This window comes from Nocardia sp. NPDC051990 (assembly GCF_040680755.1).
Classification (GTDB): domain Bacteria; phylum Actinomycetota; class Actinomycetes; order Mycobacteriales; family Mycobacteriaceae; genus Nocardia.
In genome coordinates, this window is record NZ_JBFAXH010000021.1 from 1 (window position 1) to 14132 (window position 14132).

Annotated in this window: 17 protein-coding genes, 1 tRNA gene and 2 pseudogenes; 8 read left to right on the forward strand and 12 right to left on the reverse strand. The window is 65.6% G+C overall.

Going from position 1 to position 14132, the window contains the following annotated elements:
• Window positions 1-185 precede the first annotated feature (185 nt).
• Window positions 186-1526: an XRE family transcriptional regulator gene (locus AB0L63_RS27975; protein WP_364506530.1), complete on the reverse strand. Its 1341-nt coding sequence runs from the start codon at window positions 1524-1526 to the stop codon at window positions 186-188.
• 210 nt (window positions 1527-1736) lie between these two features.
• On the opposite strand from AB0L63_RS27975, the gene AB0L63_RS27980 reads away from it, so the two are divergent.
• Window positions 1737-2210 (forward strand): hypothetical protein, encoded by a 474-nt coding sequence (locus AB0L63_RS27980; protein ID WP_364506532.1) that lies wholly within the window; start codon window positions 1737-1739, stop codon window positions 2208-2210.
• A gap of 349 nt (window positions 2211-2559) precedes the next feature.
• Here the strand turns inward: AB0L63_RS27980 and dcd are convergent, their stop codons facing one another.
• Together dcd and AB0L63_RS27990 are read right to left on the reverse strand one after the other, a co-directional pair.
• Window positions 2560-3132 (reverse strand): dCTP deaminase, encoded by a 573-nt coding sequence (gene dcd, locus AB0L63_RS27985; protein WP_364506767.1) that lies wholly within the window; start codon window positions 3130-3132, stop codon window positions 2560-2562.
• A 916-nt stretch (window positions 3133-4048) separates the two neighbouring features.
• Window positions 4049-4279 (reverse strand): hypothetical protein, encoded by a 231-nt coding sequence (locus AB0L63_RS27990; protein WP_364506535.1) that lies wholly within the window; start codon window positions 4277-4279, stop codon window positions 4049-4051.
• Window positions 4280-4581: 302 nt separating this feature from the next.
• Here AB0L63_RS27990 and AB0L63_RS27995 point away from each other — a divergent pair, with 302 nt between their 5' ends.
• Window positions 4582-4725, forward strand: a complete 144-nt coding sequence (locus AB0L63_RS27995; protein WP_364506770.1) for a carbohydrate-binding module family 14 protein — start codon at window positions 4582-4584, stop codon at window positions 4723-4725.
• A 152-nt stretch (window positions 4726-4877) separates the two neighbouring features.
• Here the strand turns inward: AB0L63_RS27995 and AB0L63_RS28000 are convergent, their stop codons facing one another.
• The gene (locus AB0L63_RS28000) at window positions 4878-5501 is read right to left on the reverse strand and encodes a TetR family transcriptional regulator (protein ID WP_364506538.1); all 624 of its coding nucleotides are present in this window, start codon (window positions 5499-5501) and stop codon (window positions 4878-4880) included.
• 62 nt (window positions 5502-5563) lie between these two features.
• On the opposite strand from AB0L63_RS28000, the gene AB0L63_RS28005 reads away from it, so the two are divergent.
• Window positions 5564-6517, forward strand: a complete 954-nt coding sequence (locus tag AB0L63_RS28005) for a TIGR03564 family F420-dependent LLM class oxidoreductase (RefSeq protein WP_364506541.1) — start codon at window positions 5564-5566, stop codon at window positions 6515-6517.
• Window positions 6518-6555: 38 nt separating this feature from the next.
• Here AB0L63_RS28005 and AB0L63_RS28010 read toward each other — a convergent pair whose 3' ends face one another.
• Complete coding sequence (locus AB0L63_RS28010) at window positions 6556-7512, reverse strand: YafY family protein (protein WP_364506545.1); 957 nt, start codon at window positions 7510-7512, stop codon at window positions 6556-6558.
• Between the two features lie 63 nt (window positions 7513-7575).
• Here AB0L63_RS28010 and AB0L63_RS28015 point away from each other — a divergent pair.
• Both AB0L63_RS28015 and AB0L63_RS28020 read left to right on the forward strand, forming a co-directional pair.
• Window positions 7576-7881, forward strand: a pseudogene (locus tag AB0L63_RS28015) (NAD(P)H-binding protein); the annotation flags it as partial.
• 124 nt (window positions 7882-8005) lie between these two features.
• Window positions 8006-8467 (forward strand): hypothetical protein, encoded by a 462-nt coding sequence (locus AB0L63_RS28020; RefSeq protein WP_364506796.1) that lies wholly within the window; start codon window positions 8006-8008, stop codon window positions 8465-8467.
• A gap of 507 nt (window positions 8468-8974) precedes the next feature.
• Here AB0L63_RS28020 and AB0L63_RS28025 read toward each other — a convergent pair.
• Window positions 8975-9232: a hypothetical protein gene (locus tag AB0L63_RS28025; RefSeq protein WP_364506548.1), complete on the reverse strand. Its 258-nt coding sequence runs from the start codon at window positions 9230-9232 to the stop codon at window positions 8975-8977.
• A 202-nt stretch (window positions 9233-9434) separates the two neighbouring features.
• Here AB0L63_RS28025 and AB0L63_RS28030 point away from each other — a divergent pair.
• Window positions 9435-9505, forward strand: a tRNA-Gly gene (locus AB0L63_RS28030).
• A 273-nt stretch (window positions 9506-9778) separates the two neighbouring features.
• On the opposite strand, the gene AB0L63_RS28035 is transcribed toward AB0L63_RS28030, so the two are convergent.
• From AB0L63_RS28035 to AB0L63_RS28045, 3 genes are all read right to left on the reverse strand, one after another.
• Entirely contained in the window at window positions 9779-10108 is a 330-nt protein-coding gene (locus AB0L63_RS28035) for a hypothetical protein (RefSeq protein ID WP_364506551.1), read from the reverse strand.
• Window positions 10109-10221: 113 nt separating this feature from the next.
• The gene (locus AB0L63_RS28040) at window positions 10222-10518 is read right to left on the reverse strand and encodes a hypothetical protein (protein WP_364506554.1); all 297 of its coding nucleotides are present in this window, start codon (window positions 10516-10518) and stop codon (window positions 10222-10224) included.
• The gene (locus AB0L63_RS28045; protein WP_364506556.1) at window positions 10505-10729 is read right to left on the reverse strand and encodes a hypothetical protein; all 225 of its coding nucleotides are present in this window, start codon (window positions 10727-10729) and stop codon (window positions 10505-10507) included. Before AB0L63_RS28045 ends, AB0L63_RS28040 begins: the two co-directional genes overlap by 14 nt.
• A 106-nt stretch (window positions 10730-10835) precedes the next feature.
• Here AB0L63_RS28045 and AB0L63_RS28050 point away from each other — a divergent pair, with 106 nt between their 5' ends.
• The gene (locus tag AB0L63_RS28050; protein WP_364506559.1) at window positions 10836-11624 is read left to right on the forward strand and encodes an alpha/beta hydrolase; all 789 of its coding nucleotides are present in this window, start codon (window positions 10836-10838) and stop codon (window positions 11622-11624) included.
• Here AB0L63_RS28050 and AB0L63_RS28055 read toward each other — a convergent pair.
• The 3 genes and pseudogenes from AB0L63_RS28055 to AB0L63_RS28065 form a co-directional block, all read right to left on the reverse strand.
• On the reverse strand, window positions 11608-11949 hold the full coding sequence (locus AB0L63_RS28055; RefSeq protein ID WP_364506562.1) for a hypothetical protein: 342 nt from the start codon (window positions 11947-11949) through the stop codon (window positions 11608-11610). The two genes, AB0L63_RS28050 and AB0L63_RS28055, sit on opposite strands and share 17 nt — an antisense overlap.
• Before the next feature lie 4 nt (window positions 11950-11953).
• Window positions 11954-12769 (reverse strand): crotonase/enoyl-CoA hydratase family protein, encoded by an 816-nt coding sequence (locus AB0L63_RS28060; RefSeq protein WP_364506565.1) that lies wholly within the window; start codon window positions 12767-12769, stop codon window positions 11954-11956.
• Window positions 12766-13208: pseudogene (locus AB0L63_RS28065) on the reverse strand (acetyl-CoA acetyltransferase); the annotation flags it as partial. The gene AB0L63_RS28060 and the pseudogene AB0L63_RS28065, both read right to left, overlap by 4 nt.
• A gap of 23 nt (window positions 13209-13231) precedes the next feature.
• On the opposite strand from AB0L63_RS28065, the gene AB0L63_RS28070 reads away from it, so the two are divergent.
• Window positions 13232-13981: a crotonase/enoyl-CoA hydratase family protein gene (locus AB0L63_RS28070; RefSeq protein WP_364506567.1), complete on the forward strand. Its 750-nt coding sequence runs from the start codon at window positions 13232-13234 to the stop codon at window positions 13979-13981.
• Window positions 13982-14132: the final 151 nt, after the last annotated feature.

A 14132-nucleotide genomic window follows, 5' to 3' on the forward strand; every position in this document is an offset into this window, starting at 1 on the left:
GCACGCGAACGATCCGCAGCCGCAACGGATTTCCCAGCGCCTGAGCCGTCGAGACTCGCGACTTCGTCGCATGCGCTTCGACGACTCGGACGCGAGACGGGCCGCGAACTCCTCGCTCGTAAACCCTCGCTCCTGGTGGTCGGCAGTGCTTGTTGCCGCGGTTCGATCCAGTGCGCTCCGCCGAATCAAGACGACGAGTTGCCCGGCGGGATGCCTTTGGCTGCGGTGGATCCGCAGAACTCTTCGATTTTCTCATCGAGGAACCGCGCCTCGACGGCATCGCGGAACTCCGGTCCGGCGATCCGCCGCCGCAGCCCGATGAGCCGTTCCTCCAGTTGGGCGATGCGCTTGTCCTCGGCGAGGCCGAGCACCGGAACCAGCGAGGCGGTCGCACCGTCCAGACTGCCGTTGATCAGATGCGCCGCGGCGCTGTCCACCCGGGCCATCGCCTCGGCGCCATAGGAACGCCGCTCGGACGGGCCGTTCGCGTACAACTCGATGGCCTGTTGGGTCGCGGCCAGGGCGGGTTCGGCCTGACCGAGATGGATATAGGTCGCGCCCGCGTAGTAATGGGCCTTGGCCTCGTTGAAGCCGAAGACGCCGCCGACCTCGTCGTGCAGCGAATCGGTATCGGCCGCCTCGCGGGCATCGTTGGCGGCCCGAATGCAGCGGTCGGCATCGGCGTCACTGCCCAACCGGGACCAGATTCTGGCCTCGATATTCAATAGCCGAACCTTGGCCGTGGCCGATTCGGCGAACTCCTGCCCGCTCTGAGCCAGCAGCACCCCGCGGCGCGGCCGGTCGGACCAGTATTCGATCAGCGCGTGCATGCCGCGGGTCCAGGCGCGCAACCCGTTGTGACCACACAATTCCGAATAGGCCCAGGCCGCTCTGATCTGCTCGCCCGCGGCATCGAGATAGCCGAGGTCGGTACTCGCATTGGCGAGCAATCCCGACAGCGTGCCGGCGAGCAGATACAGGTGGCTGGTATCGGCGGGGCGCTGATGCCCCTCCAACAGCCGGTACACCCGGCGTCGCACTCGCAGCATCTCCACCATCATCGGTACCGGCGGGACGTGCACGTATTCGTTCGCGATGCGCGTGACATCGGCATCGAGCTGTTCCAAGGTGCTGGCACCCACATTCGTGCTCTCGGCCCGGCCGGCGTGCTCGCTCGCCTCGTGGGCAGCCGCCATGATCAGATCCCTCTCCGAAATCGCCGCTAACGCATCACCTCTCATCGCACCGGCGTCTATGAGAGCCAAAAGGTCCGCGTCACTCGAATAATTGGCGCGGGCCGAGGCATCGGCCCGCCTGTCGAATGCGGGCGCTGCCGGTCGATCGAATATGGGCTGATCGATCATGGCCGCGAACCGCGCCCGCACAACATCGTCGGACCTGGCCAGGGAGGTATCGAGGGCGGCTTGGTTGACCGGACGTGGATGGACCCGCGCGCCGCCGGCCTCCCACTTCGATACCAGGCGCTCGTGTACTCCCAGATGTGCCGCGAACTCCCGGATACTCATCCGCCTGGCATCGCGAAGGGCACGGGCCTCCCTACCTGACCACTGCCGGACCACGATGCCCTCCCTTCCGTACGAACTTCATCCCAGAGTACGAGTGGAATGTGAAGGCGGCCATAAGCAAAAGCATTCCGCTATCAGAGGCAGCGGAATGGCAGTGTAAGGCGAGCAGGTGGGCAATTCCCGAATCGCCGTCCGGCACAGGACCCTTGGATGCGTGGAGGCAAGGAGGCGGCCGTGAATGTGGAGAAACTCAGAACAGTCGACGATTGGGTGGCCTATTACCGGCACGAGTTCGGATTACCGGTCACCGAACGCGGCGGGTTCGTGATGCTGCCCATCACCGGCCGGCTCTGTGTTATCCATCTGCCGACGACTCGGACCGAAAAGGTCAGGGCGGCACTGGAACAGCATGGGATGAGGGGCCCCATGCTGGCCAGGCAGATCCGCTGGAGCTTCCTCGCCGAGCCGGACAGCCGGCCGGGGGCGCAGGTATTGGAGGTGCTGAACCGGCTCGATATCGGCATACCGGCCATCGGCAGTGCCGTGATGTTGCCGACCGGGCTCGGGCGGTGGACCCGGGAAGGGTGCTACTGGGTCGCCGCACCAAGTCACGGCGACACGCTCCCACCGTTATCCGTCATCATCACGACGGCACTCGCGGTGGGGGCGGGTGGCGGGGACTGAATGCGTCGTCGGTCCCCGCCGCCGCTCGGCGCCGGGCCGACTGGGTCGCCCCGCTATCGACAGTGTCGGCCCGGTGTTCTCGAGCCGGTCCGCGCGATCCGACGTGGGCGAATGGGCAGTGAAAGGGCACTGCTGTTGCGTGGGACCTACCGGGTCGACGCGCGGCACATCCCGGGACTCGACGTGATCCGGTGCTTCGGATGGCCGCCGTTCGGGTGACATGTCGGCACGGTGTTTCACCTGTGCTGTTTCCCACCGGTGGAGCACACGTGGCACTACTGGCGGGCTGGACGATATCGGTGATCGTGCTGGCGCTGCTGTGGATTCCAGCCGCGTCTGGTCAGTACTTCTAGGTGGGCAGCGGGAAGTTGAGGTAAGCCCTGGAGGGGGTCGGGCCGCGCTGGCCCTGGTACTTCGAGCCCGCGATCGCGCTGCCGTAGGGATTCTCGGCCGGGCTGGTCAGGCGCAACAGGCACAGCTGACCGATCTTCATACCCGGCCACAGGGTGATCGGCAGATTCGCCACATTCGACAGTTCCAGTGTGATGTGGCCGCTGAAGCCCGGATCGATGAAGCCCGCCGTCGAGTGAGTCAGCAGGCCGAGCCGTCCGAGACTGGACTTTCCTTCCAGCCGACCGGCTAGGTCGTTCGGCAACGTGCACACCTCCAGGGTGGAGCCGAGCACGAATTCGCCAGGGTGCAGCACGAACGGCTCCCCCTCGTCGGGCTCGACCAGGCTGGTCAGCTCATCCTGACGTTGCGCGGGATCGATATGCGTGTAGCGGGTGTTGTCGAATACCCGGAACAGCCGATCCAGTCGCACATCGATACTCGACGGCTGGATCAGGTTTTCCAGGAGCGGCTCGACGCCGAGACGCCCAGCGGCGATCTCCGCACGGATGTCACGATCGGAAAGCAGCACGCCGACGAGCGTAGCGCCTGCTCGATACCGCTCCTCAGCCGCCGCATGCGGACAAGCCGAACCGGCATCCACGGATGCAGGCATACTCCGAGATCCCAGGCGCGTGTTCTCGATGAGAACGAGTCACTGGCCGGACTGCTGCGCATATGCCTGGTACTCGGGGATGCAACAGAATCAGACGACCTCTGCATCCGAGGGCCGGACGGCTCCCGATTGATCGTGCCGTATTTGTTTGGAACACAACTGAATTGGCGGGGACGCAGACGCGTGCGCAGGCCCTGTCGCGGAGGGTGGTCGAGGGGCCGTCGATGCGCGGGCCGCGATTCGGGTGGGTTGGGACCGCACCGTGATGACGAACTCCGGCCGAATACCCACCGTAGGTAATACCTCCCGTCGCCGTGCCCGCTTAGATTCGAACCGGATAGTGGTGCGCTGCGGCGGCACCCGGAGGAGAAGGACGGTAAATGGCGCGGATGGGTAGTCGGCTGCGTGCGGCCATGGGTTTATTGCTCGGTCTGGTGGCGCTGGTCCTGATGCTGTCAGCCTGTACGACCAAAGGGTCCGACTCCGGTGCGCCGGCGTCGAGTACGGTGGCCAAAACGTCGACCACTGGAACGAAAGCGGTAACGCCGACGAGTGCGGGTGCCGGTGCGGCGCAGGGAAATCCGGGCGGATCGCCAGGCGCCGGCGGAACGCAAGGCACGGGCGGAACGCAAGGCGCCGACGGATCGCAGCCAGGAGCCGCGCCCGGCACGGATGATTGCGACCGAACAGTCCAATGCGGCGTTCCCCCGGTCGGTGGCACCGACGACTGCGACCGAACAGTCCAATGCGGCGTTCCCCCGGTCGGTGGCACCGACGGCTGCGACCGAACAGTCCAATGCGGCGAGACCCCGAAGTGTACGGACCGGATCAACTATGCGGGCGATCCACGCTCGAATGCCGAGATCAACAGCATCGGTGAGCGGGATGGCAAGTGCCCCGACCCGATTCCGCCCACGACCACGACATCGGCCGCGGCGCAGACGACCGCGACTACGTCGGCGGCGCCAACGTCCATTGTGACCACTTCGCCAGCTCCCGAGACGGCGGTCACCACAACGGCGAAGTAGCCGCTGGAACGCCTGGTTTCGTTGACTTCACCCAACGGATGCTCTCAGGCGTAGATGGTGAGTTCAATCGCCACTGAGCTCTATCGGATTCGGCGGTTTCCGGTGATGCGGTGCGGCCACCCAGCCCATTCTCATTCGAATGAGACTGTGCCGCACCGAATTCGACCGGATTCGACTGAAAGTGAGTAGTAACCAAGCACCACGCATGGCCGCTATCCCCTGATGGCCGCTGCCGGGTCCGGAGTGGCCCCGGGTAGAGAGGTGAATCGGCCACTCGCGCAGCTGGGTGAGGTAGCCGAGCAAACTGGGTCGCGAGGAGCTGTTGTTATCGCTGCGATTGGTTCTCGGGGCAGGGTGCGCTCGACCGTCGGCGAACTCGTGTCCGAGCGGCCTGGTTTGGAACCGCAACGGCCAGTACTGCGACTGGCCGGCCAGCGCGGGCGCGGTGGCCGGCCGATACCAACCCGCAAAATTTCGCTGACCTCGGTACGACGAGAACCAACACACCAGCCGGACCAGCTCGCCCACCAGCTCTAGCACCCCCGCTATCCGCGCGGTATGCGGGCGGTACGGCGGAATGCTGCTCGGCCCGGTCCAACGGCGAGTTGGCGGTGGCAGCAACGAGATCCGCGCTCAGTACCGGCCGCCGAAACCACCGGCAAGTAGGTCGAAGGCGCGCTCGGCTTCGGCGACCGCGACCGGCTGCCGCTGCGCCGCGCTGTGCCCGGCGGCCAGCTCGCGCCAGTTGGCCTCGCAAAGGTTGCGCCGCACCGCGATAATCGCGCTGGCCGCCAGCCGTGCATCCAGCTCCCCCGGCGGGCCGAGCGCCTCGGCCAGTGCCACCTCGCCGCTGGTGAGGAACTGGGCGAGCCGCGCGGTCAGTGTCGGGGTGTCCAGCACCAACCGATAGCAGGCCAGCACCTCGGGCATGTCGCACAGGCCGGTGCTCGGTTCGTGATTGTCCAGACCGGCGCGGAACGCGGCGCGCAGCGCGGCCAGCGGTGTCTGCCCGCGCATCCGGTCCCGCACCACGCGGGCCGCCTCGTCGACGTGGTCGGCGAACCGGTGCACGACCAGGTCCTCCTTGGCGGGGAAGTATTTGAACAGGGTGCGCTTGGACACCTCCGCGGCAGCTGCGATGTCCACAACCGACACCGCGTCGAACCCGTTGGCCAGGAACAACCGGATGGCGGCATCGGAGATGGCTGCGCGGGTATGCCGCTTTTTGCGCTCACGCAGGCCCAACTCGGGGGTCATGTCGAGCAGTATAGCCAAAAGGTAAACCCAGCGGATAAGTAAACTTGGTATACATTTGTCGCATGCGAATCGGCGTTGCCCTGCCCACCGACTACTACAAACAGCTCACCCCCCGCGTGAACCCCGTCGACTACCTGCTCGACCAGGCCCGCAAGCTGGCCGAACTCGGCGTACCAGCGGTCTGGCTGACTCAACGGTTCGACTACGACGCGCTGGCAGTCGCCGCGCTGATCGGACGCGAACTGCCCGACATTACAGTCGGCACCGCAATCGTGCCCATCCACCCGCGCCACCCCAACGCGCTGGCCATGCAGGCGCAAACAGCACAGGCGGCCAGCGGAGGTCGATTCGAACTCGGCCTCGGCTTGTCCCTGCCGGAGATCGCCGCCGGCTATGGCAACACCCACCCACGCATCCGCTACCTACGCGAATACCTCACCGCCCTGCGCGAACTGCTCCACACCGGCGCGGTCGACTACACCGGCGAGACACTGGTGGCCAGGTCACCGACACCCAGCATGATGCCGACACTCCACACGCCGGTGCCCATACTGTTGGCCACCTCCGGCTCGCTGACCCTGCGGGTCGCCGCCGAACTCGCCGACGGCGCTCTCCCCCTACTCACCGGCCCGAACACGCTGGCGGACTTCGCGATTCCCACACTGGCGCGACACGCTGCGGCCGCGGGTCGACCGATGCCCCGGGTGATCGGCATGGTGGGTGGCGTAGTCACCGCCGACGTCGCAGGCGCACGCGACCGCGCGGCGCAACAGATGGACAGATACGGCGAGATGCCGGCATATCGAGCGCTGCTGGACCGGGAGAACATATCCGACCCGGTGGAACTGGCCGTGATCGGCGATGAGCAAACCATGGCCGACACCGTGGCTCGCTACGCCGAGGCCGGCGCCGACGAGCTGATCTTCGCGCTCACTGCCCTGGGATCGGCACGCGACGAGGAGCGAACCTGGGCGTTGCTCGGCGAGCTGAGCAAAACCAGAAGCAGCCGAACATGAGCCGCAACACCGGATCAACCGAGGCGCGGACGGAAAGATCAGGCGCCAGCTGCTCGGGCGATGCGAGCGGCCAGTTTTCGTGAGTAGCTGATGAGTTCGGGCGGAGCTTCGATGGTGTAAGGCACGCCGACCGTAGCGAGGGCGACTGACAGCCATTCCCAGGAGTCGGTACTGGTGGTATAGCGGCAGCTGGTGTCATCGATGGCTTCGAACGACCCGGCTTCGGCGATCAGCCGCTCGGAGACGACCGAGACCGGCGCCGCGAAACGCACCACCCCGCGCTGGCTGGCACGGGGGAACTGGGCGCTGTCCTGGACGAAGCTCACCGGGTCGTCGGAGGGAAGCTCACGAGGAGTGAAGGTGGTGCCGGGGATAGTGAGTGCGCTGATGCGGTCGATGCGGTAGGTGCGCCAGTCGGCGCGGTCGCGGTCCCAGCCCAGCAGATACCAGCCACGACCAAGGAGTATCTGTCGGTAGGGCTCGACGCGGCGTTCGGAGTGTTCCGTGCTGCGACTGATGTAGTCGAAGCGTACGTCTCGACACGTGTGCACTGCGGTGGCCAACAGCTGCATAGTACGCAGATCCAGCGCCTGGTGGGCACGGGATCTGGCCTCGGTGGCGGCGGTCAACGCCTGGATGCGAGCGCGCAGCCGCTTGGGTACGACGCGTTCGAGTTTGACCAGGGCGCCTTCGGCGGCATCGGCGGTGCCGCCGATCTGAGTGAGGGCGGCGATGCGCAGTCCGACGACGGTAGCGACTGCCTCCTCATCGGTGAACAACAGTGGGGGCATAGCGCGTCCAGCCACGAGCTGGTAGCTGCCGCCCGGTCCGCGCGTCGAGGAAACCGGGTAGCCGAGTTCACGCAGACGGCAGAGGTCGCGCCGCAGGGTGCGTGGCGATGTCCCCAGCCTCGCGGCGAGTTCGATCGCCGGCCAGCTGCGCCCGCTTTGTAGCAGTGACAGCAGCTCCAGCATCCGGGTGCTCGGGTCGTTCATCACACTCGAATCCGATGAAATTGTGGTCAGGATTCGACCACAATCAACTGTAGCGTCCCGGGTATGACACATGAACACGCGCACAGGAAGATCGTCGTCACCACACCCACCGGACACGTGGGCTCGCGGGTTGTGGAGCTGCTTCTGCAAGCGGGCGAACGCCCGACGTTGCTGCTGCGCGACCCTGGCAAGCTCGACGCGGCGACGCGTGACCGGGTTGATGTCGTGCAGGGTGACCAAGGAGATGCCGATATCGTCCTGCGCGCGACACAGGGCGCTGATTGCCTTTTCTGGGTGGACCCACCCACGTCCGATGACGACCCTGTCACAGGTTATGCCCGCATGGGCGCCAACGCAGCGCGGGCAGTCCAAGAGAACGGCATCGCACGTACCGTGTTCCTCAGCAGCGTGGGCGCGGAGAAGCGGCACGGGGTCGGCGAGATCCGATGGACTAGCCCGAACCGAAGAAGCGCTGGATGCCACCGGAGCCAGCGTGCTGCACCTGCGCTGCGGCTATTTCTTCACCAATCTATTCATGAACCTCACCGCACTACGCCAGGGTGTGCTGCCCACTCCCTGGCCACTCGACTACCCGATGGCCTGGGTCGATCCACGGGATATCGGCGAAGTCGCGGCCATGAGACTGCTCGCGGACAGTTGGTCAGGCAGCCACGTGCAGGCCGTGCACGGCCCTGAGGACCTGACCTTCTCGCGTGTGGCCGACATCCTGAGCCAGGCTATAGGGCGCGACGTGCGCGCTGAACGGATCTCCGATGACGACTTCCGCACCGCACTGCGATCTGCCGGCTTGAGTAGTGGACAGATCGAAGGCATCGTCGGCATGTCAACCGGGCAGCGCGAGAACTTCGTCCCCGAGGACAAACGCAGCATCCTCACGACTACCCCGACCACACTTGCGGCTTGGGCACACGCCCATCTTCGGCCCGCGCTCTGAGCTTGTTGTTCCAACGCAGAACGACGAGACCGATACCCGTAGGAGTCGTCATGAATGATCGCCTCCGGCCCGGGCTCGTGCGTCATCGCCACCACTGTCTGCGCGCCCCGATCTCCCCTGGTAGGCACGCCTGAAATCCGTATCCTGCCAGCAGATTTCGGTATCTCCACCGCCAAAACCGGAGGCGGAAAGCACCTACCCGACGACATCCGGTGGAGGGTCGGGGAACTGGCGCGGTGACCGTCAATCGATGGTAGGCAGCAAAGCCACAGGTGGCCGAGCGGTTTTCCACCCGGTCGTTCTTCTTCATCACCGTGACCGGCCGCGAGCGCGAAGTCGAATGTGTTCTGGTGGTTGCTGATCGATGCCGAATTCCATCATTGAGATTCCTTCCGGTGTTGGATGCGCCGCTGGCGGCAGCGGCACGATCGAGGGCCACAGGGCCAAATGAACGGCACTCCGCAGGTATCCGAATCCCGCTGGCGCACAGGGTTTTTCGATGCCTTGTCAGATGCGCTGGTAGCGCGACAGGATAGCTGAACCGGCTTCGCCGAAGCGGCGTTCGATGGCCAACACCCGATCGCGTTCGCCGGGGTCGGTGCCACGCAGGCAGATCAGGACGGCTTTGACGCTGCGGCGGGTCGGATCGAACAGCGGCGGCGGATCGTTGGACGCCGATGCCTCGTCGGACACTGCCGTGGCGGGCAGCATCGGTTCGGGCGGCTCGTCGGGGACCGTGCCGGTCAACCCGAGCGCGGACGCCAATTGCTGTCCTCACGACTCGGGCACTCGACTAGCGAGGTCACCAAGCGGTTCTACATCCAACCCGCCCACGAGGCCGCCGATACGCGCGACTTCCTGGACGACTTCGCCAACCTCAGCTCAACAGATGGACCAGGGCCGACACACGAGAACTTGCACCGAATAGTGCCTGGTCTGGTAGGCTCGCGATCGCGCTCAGGCGCACGCCGATGTAGTTCAATGGTAGAACTTCTGCTTCCCAAGCAGACAGCGCGGGTTCGATTCCCGTCATCGGCTCAACGCGAGGCCCCGGCAGCTTGCCGGGGCCTTTTTTGTGCGGGGTCTGTCGCCGAAACCGTGACCACCAACAGATTTCGCGCGGCTTCCGCCTGTGCGGCGGAGCTGTCAGGAGAATGCTGAATTCGATTGTGCGACAGTCACTGAGCCGACCGACCGGAACGATGAGGCTGCGGGGCGGCACCGACGCCAGGCTGAAGTGCCCGGCGAAGGCGGTCCGTCACGCGCCACGATCCCAACGGGTCCCAGGCACGTAAAGGCTGATCAAGCCGTTTATTTCGGGCGGCATTCGGTGAAGATCTTGGTGTTGGCTTCGCGGGCCTTATCGGCATCGGACTGGCTCATGCCGAAGTTATTGGGGTCGACGGCCTTGGTGTCGAATTCGTCGCTGATCATCTTGCGCAGGCCCTCCTGCGAAATGCCTTGGTCCACATAGATCTTGGCGGCGCAGTCGGCCAGGCTCTTATCCTTGAGTCCCTTGTCCTGTAGCGACTTGGCGAGGTCCGCTTGGGTTACCGCGGGCTGGTCAGCGGCTTTGTCGTTACCGCACGCCGCGAGTACCGGCAGCGCGACGAGCGCTGCGGCGATCAGGAAGGTCCGCACCTGATTCCTCTTCTCGATTCAGTCTGTGAATGGGCCACCGCGTGGCGCCGCAACGATAATGCCGTACACGCCGAGCGGTAGCCGAACGATCGGCTTCCCAGTCGAGAAGTGGGTTACAGGTCCATGGCCGCACGCAATGCGGTGTCCAACCGCTCCAGCACATCGGCTTCCATCTCATCGATGGGCTCGGCCAGCCAGCCACGATAGATGCGGCCGATATTCCCCGCATGCACCCAACCGTGCCGTTCGACGGGCACAGCGAGAAGGTCCTGGGGATCCTCGTTGACGACCTCGGCGGCGATCAGCCACTGCCTCGTCGATTCATTGATGCCATCACTGCTGATGAGCACGACGGTACGGCGCCGCGGCGAACCGTGTGGGTGATAGGTCCACAGTTCACCCCTGCGCACGCATCGCCTCCTCGGCGGCGGTCAGCTCCGCCTCGTCCGCCGCGGCCACGGCCGTCACATCGGGTAGCGGACCGACACCGGTCCGCACGGCTTCGCGACGCGCTGCCTTCGAAATCCACGCCGAGGGCGACATCCCAGCGCGGGCCGCCGCCTGTTCGGCGAAGGCCCAGGACGCCTCGTCCAGCGAGAGGGTCACCTTACGCGTTGCCATACCATTTATCGTACCCACTTTTCGGCCTACTGCCAGCGGAAACCTCACACTCATGGGGACCGGAAATCTCGGTCTGACGGCTGCGAATCGCTGTTACCGTCACAGCATGACGACGTTGAACCACCACCGGGCCGGCACGGGGGAACCACTGGTCCTGGTGCACGGCATCGGCAGCCGCTGGCAGGTGTGGGAACCGATCATCGACACCCTCGCCGAATCCTTCGAAGTCATCGCGATCGATCTGCCCGGTTTCGCGGAGTCCACGCCGCTCGCGCACACCACCGTCGATACCCTCACCGACGCGCTCGGCGACTTCCTGGCCGAACAGGGCATCGAGCGGCCACATCTGGCCGGCAATTCGATGGGCGGACTCATCAGCCTGAACCTCGGCGCGCGCGGCTCGGCCCGCTCGGTCACGGCCTATTCCCCGATCGGATTCTGGGACACCCCGGGCCGGGTGTGGTGCCAACAGTCGCTCGGCAAATCCCGCCAGCTCGCGCAGGCGCTGCGGCGGCGGCTGCCCGTCATTCTCGGCAGCGCCGCGGGCCGCACCGCATTCCTGACCCTGGTCTTCGGCAAGCCGTGGGCGATCGATCCACAGGTGGCCGTGGATACCGCCAACGGCGCGGCCGACGCCCCCGCATTCGAGCCCGCGCTCGCCTCCTTCACCGATGCGAAACTGCACGAAATCGGTGCGCTGGCAGACATTCCGGTCACCATCGCCTGGGGCAGCCGGGACATCCTGCTGACCTACGCCACCCAGAGCACACATGCGCGCACCGCGCTGCCGAATGCCCGCCACGTCACGCTGCACGGCAGCGGCCACACCCCGTTCTACGATGATCCGGCCGGCTGCGCGCGGGTCCTGCTCGACGCGATCAGCCCACGTCCCTGACCGATCGCGTCAGCATTGCCGGATCTGCCTCGCCGAGCAGGATCCGGATGGCATTTCCCCAGCGGTGCTGCAAGATTCGGTTGCCGTCCAGATCGCCGGTGAGCAGTACCCGCATGGCAAGACCGGTCATGATCTCGATGGTGAATTCGGTGATGGTCGGCACGCGTGGGTCGTCCGGGAATTCGCACCGGAAGATGTCGCGAATGCCGTTGTGCATCAGGTCGAATAGTCGATGCTCCAGTGGCAGGGAGGCCGCGAGCAGTCCAGGAGTCGCGTGCGCATACGCGCACGCCGCTGCGCCTGCGTCTCCCGGGCGCTCGGACATCGGATCAGCGTCCCTGCCACTGGGGTTCGCGCTTCTGCGCGAAGGCGAGCGCACCCTCGGCGGCATCCTTGGAGAACAGCGCGGGCAGCGCGATTTCACCCTGTTTGGCGAAACCCTCCGCGACGGCCCAATCCGGCGATTCGTCGATGATCCGCTTACTCGCCGCCACTGAAAGCGGTGCGGCCGAGACGATTTCGGCCGCCAATGCCAACGCGCCGGCCAATGCCGCACCAGGTTCGGTGAGCCGGTTGACCAGTCCGAGCTGATAGAGCCGTTCGGCATCGATCCGCGCACCGGTGAGCGCGAGCTCCGCGGCAATGGGGCGCGGCAGCCGCTGGGTCAGCCGCAGTACACCGCCGCCCGCGGCGACCAGACCGCGCTTGACCTCCGGAATACCGAACTGGGCATTGTTCGCGGCGACAATCAGATCACCGGAGAGCGCGAGTTCGAAGCCACCGGCCAGTGCGAACCCCTCGACCGCCGAAATCATCGGCTTGACCGGCGGTTTCGCGGCAATGCCCAGCGGCCCGCGGCTCTGGGTTATCGGCATCTCCCCCTTCGATGCCGCGACGAGATCCATTCCGGCACTGAAGGTTCCGCCCGCACCGGTCAGCACGAGCACGCGGGCGGCATCGTCGGCCTCGAATTCGTCCACAGCCGCCTCGATGGCCTGTGCCGTGGCCAGATTGACGGCGTTGCGGACTTCCGGACGATTGACGGTCAATAGCGTTATAGCACCGCGCTTTTCGACCAGCACCACAGGCTCACCCGTCTCCCGGTCACCACCCCGCACGGAGTCGCTGTGCGACGCTGAATTCATGTGACAGTCCTCTCAGTGAGCAGCATGAGCTTATCGGCGGCGATCACGTCGGCCTGCACGCCGATCGGGTCGCCGTCGGTGAACGCCGCGACGGTTTCCGAATCGGACGCCCGAACCAGTATGCGGGCACCGGCCGGAATCAACGCGCTGATCACCACGGCCTCGGGTTCGTCGGCGTGGTCGTACCAGCCGAGTGCGCTCGCCAGGCCGTAGGCCGACGGGTCGGCGCGCAGTTGACCGGCCAGCGTCGCGATCGAATGGGTCATCTAGTTGTTGCCGGACCGCCCGCGAAGGTGAGTCCGCCGGTGACCGACAACGACCGCGCCGGATCGTCGATCGGCAGCCCGAGCGCCTCGGCCGCGACCTGCACGGCGACCGGGAAACACGACTTGCGTTCGATTAGAACAATGCAGAAGCGTCCAGGCAATAGCCCACTAACTGACTCGCGGGTAAGATCTGAATATGGCCTCGAAAATCGCGCTGCGGTTTGTCGACGACCGCGCCTACGTGACGCTGGACCGGCCGGATAAGCACAACGGCCTGACCATCGAGATGCTGCGCGATCTCGTCACGACGGCGCATACCGTCGCGGGCAACCAAGCCGTCCGGGCGGTCATCCTGTCCGGCAACGGTCCGAGCTTCAGCAGCGGCCTCGATATCGCGGGGGCGAGCAGCGATCCGCTCGCCGTCATCCGCGGCTTCATCCCGCTGCCCTGGCGCGGCACCAACACCTTTCAGGAGGCCTGCTGGGCCTGGCGTCGACTCTCCGTGCCGGTGATCGCGGCGGTCCATGGCCACTGCTACGGCGGCGGACTACAGATCGCGTTGGCCGCCGACGTCCGCTTCGCCAGCCCCGACGCCGAATTCTCGGTCATGGAGGCCAGACACGGTCTGGTGCCGGACATGACCGGCGCCGCTACGCTGTCCAGGCTGATCGGCATCGACAAGGCGCTGCTGCTGACCATGACCGCCGATATCGTGGACGCCGCCTACGCCGAGCGGATCGGCCTGATCACCGAGGTGGCCGCGGACCCGGTCGCTGCGGCGGAAAGGCTCGCCGATCGCATCGCGCTGCGCGCCCCGCACGCGATCGCGGGCGCAAAACAACTCTTCGATCGTTCCTGGCATGCCTCGGCTCGCCGCAGTTTCGCCATCGAGCGAGCCACCCAGCTGCCATTGATCCTGCGACAGGCCATGTCTCGACGTCACTGATCACAATTCAGGTAGCGCGGTGCTTACGATTTTCCAGACGAATCACGCATGCCGCAAATTTCCCAGGTTTCGCTGTTAGCATCTTGAACGATTTGCCAGCCAGCCGAAATGTGACACGACACATGGGTGGGGGCCTGTGTTTCGTGGCGCT

What these genes read in the sequence shown, in the direction of transcription:
- AB0L63_RS27975 (WP_364506530.1), bottom strand. Translation starts at nt 1,526, where the DNA reads ATGAGTATCCGGGAGTTCGCGGCACATCTGGGAGTACACGAGCGCCTG.
- AB0L63_RS27980 (WP_364506532.1), top strand. Translation starts at nt 1,737, where the DNA reads ATGCGTGGAGGCAAGGAGGCGGCCGTGAATGTGGAGAAACTCAGAACA.
- AB0L63_RS28000 (WP_364506538.1), bottom strand. Translation starts at nt 5,501, where the DNA reads ATGACCCCCGAGTTGGGCCTGCGTGAGCGCAAAAAGCGGCATACCCGC.
- AB0L63_RS28005 (WP_364506541.1), top strand. Translation starts at nt 5,564, where the DNA reads ATGCGAATCGGCGTTGCCCTGCCCACCGACTACTACAAACAGCTCACC.
- AB0L63_RS28010 (WP_364506545.1), bottom strand. Translation starts at nt 7,512, where the DNA reads ATGAACGACCCGAGCACCCGGATGCTGGAGCTGCTGTCACTGCTACAA.
- AB0L63_RS28045 (WP_364506556.1), bottom strand. Translation starts at nt 10,729, where the DNA reads ATGGCAACGCGTAAGGTGACCCTCTCGCTGGACGAGGCGTCCTGGGCC.
- AB0L63_RS28050 (WP_364506559.1), top strand. Translation starts at nt 10,836, where the DNA reads ATGACGACGTTGAACCACCACCGGGCCGGCACGGGGGAACCACTGGTC.
- AB0L63_RS28055 (WP_364506562.1), bottom strand. Translation starts at nt 11,949, where the DNA reads ATGTCCGAGCGCCCGGGAGACGCAGGCGCAGCGGCGTGCGCGTATGCG.
- AB0L63_RS28060 (WP_364506565.1), bottom strand. Translation starts at nt 12,769, where the DNA reads ATGAATTCAGCGTCGCACAGCGACTCCGTGCGGGGTGGTGACCGGGAG.
- AB0L63_RS28070 (WP_364506567.1), top strand. Translation starts at nt 13,232, where the DNA reads ATGGCCTCGAAAATCGCGCTGCGGTTTGTCGACGACCGCGCCTACGTG.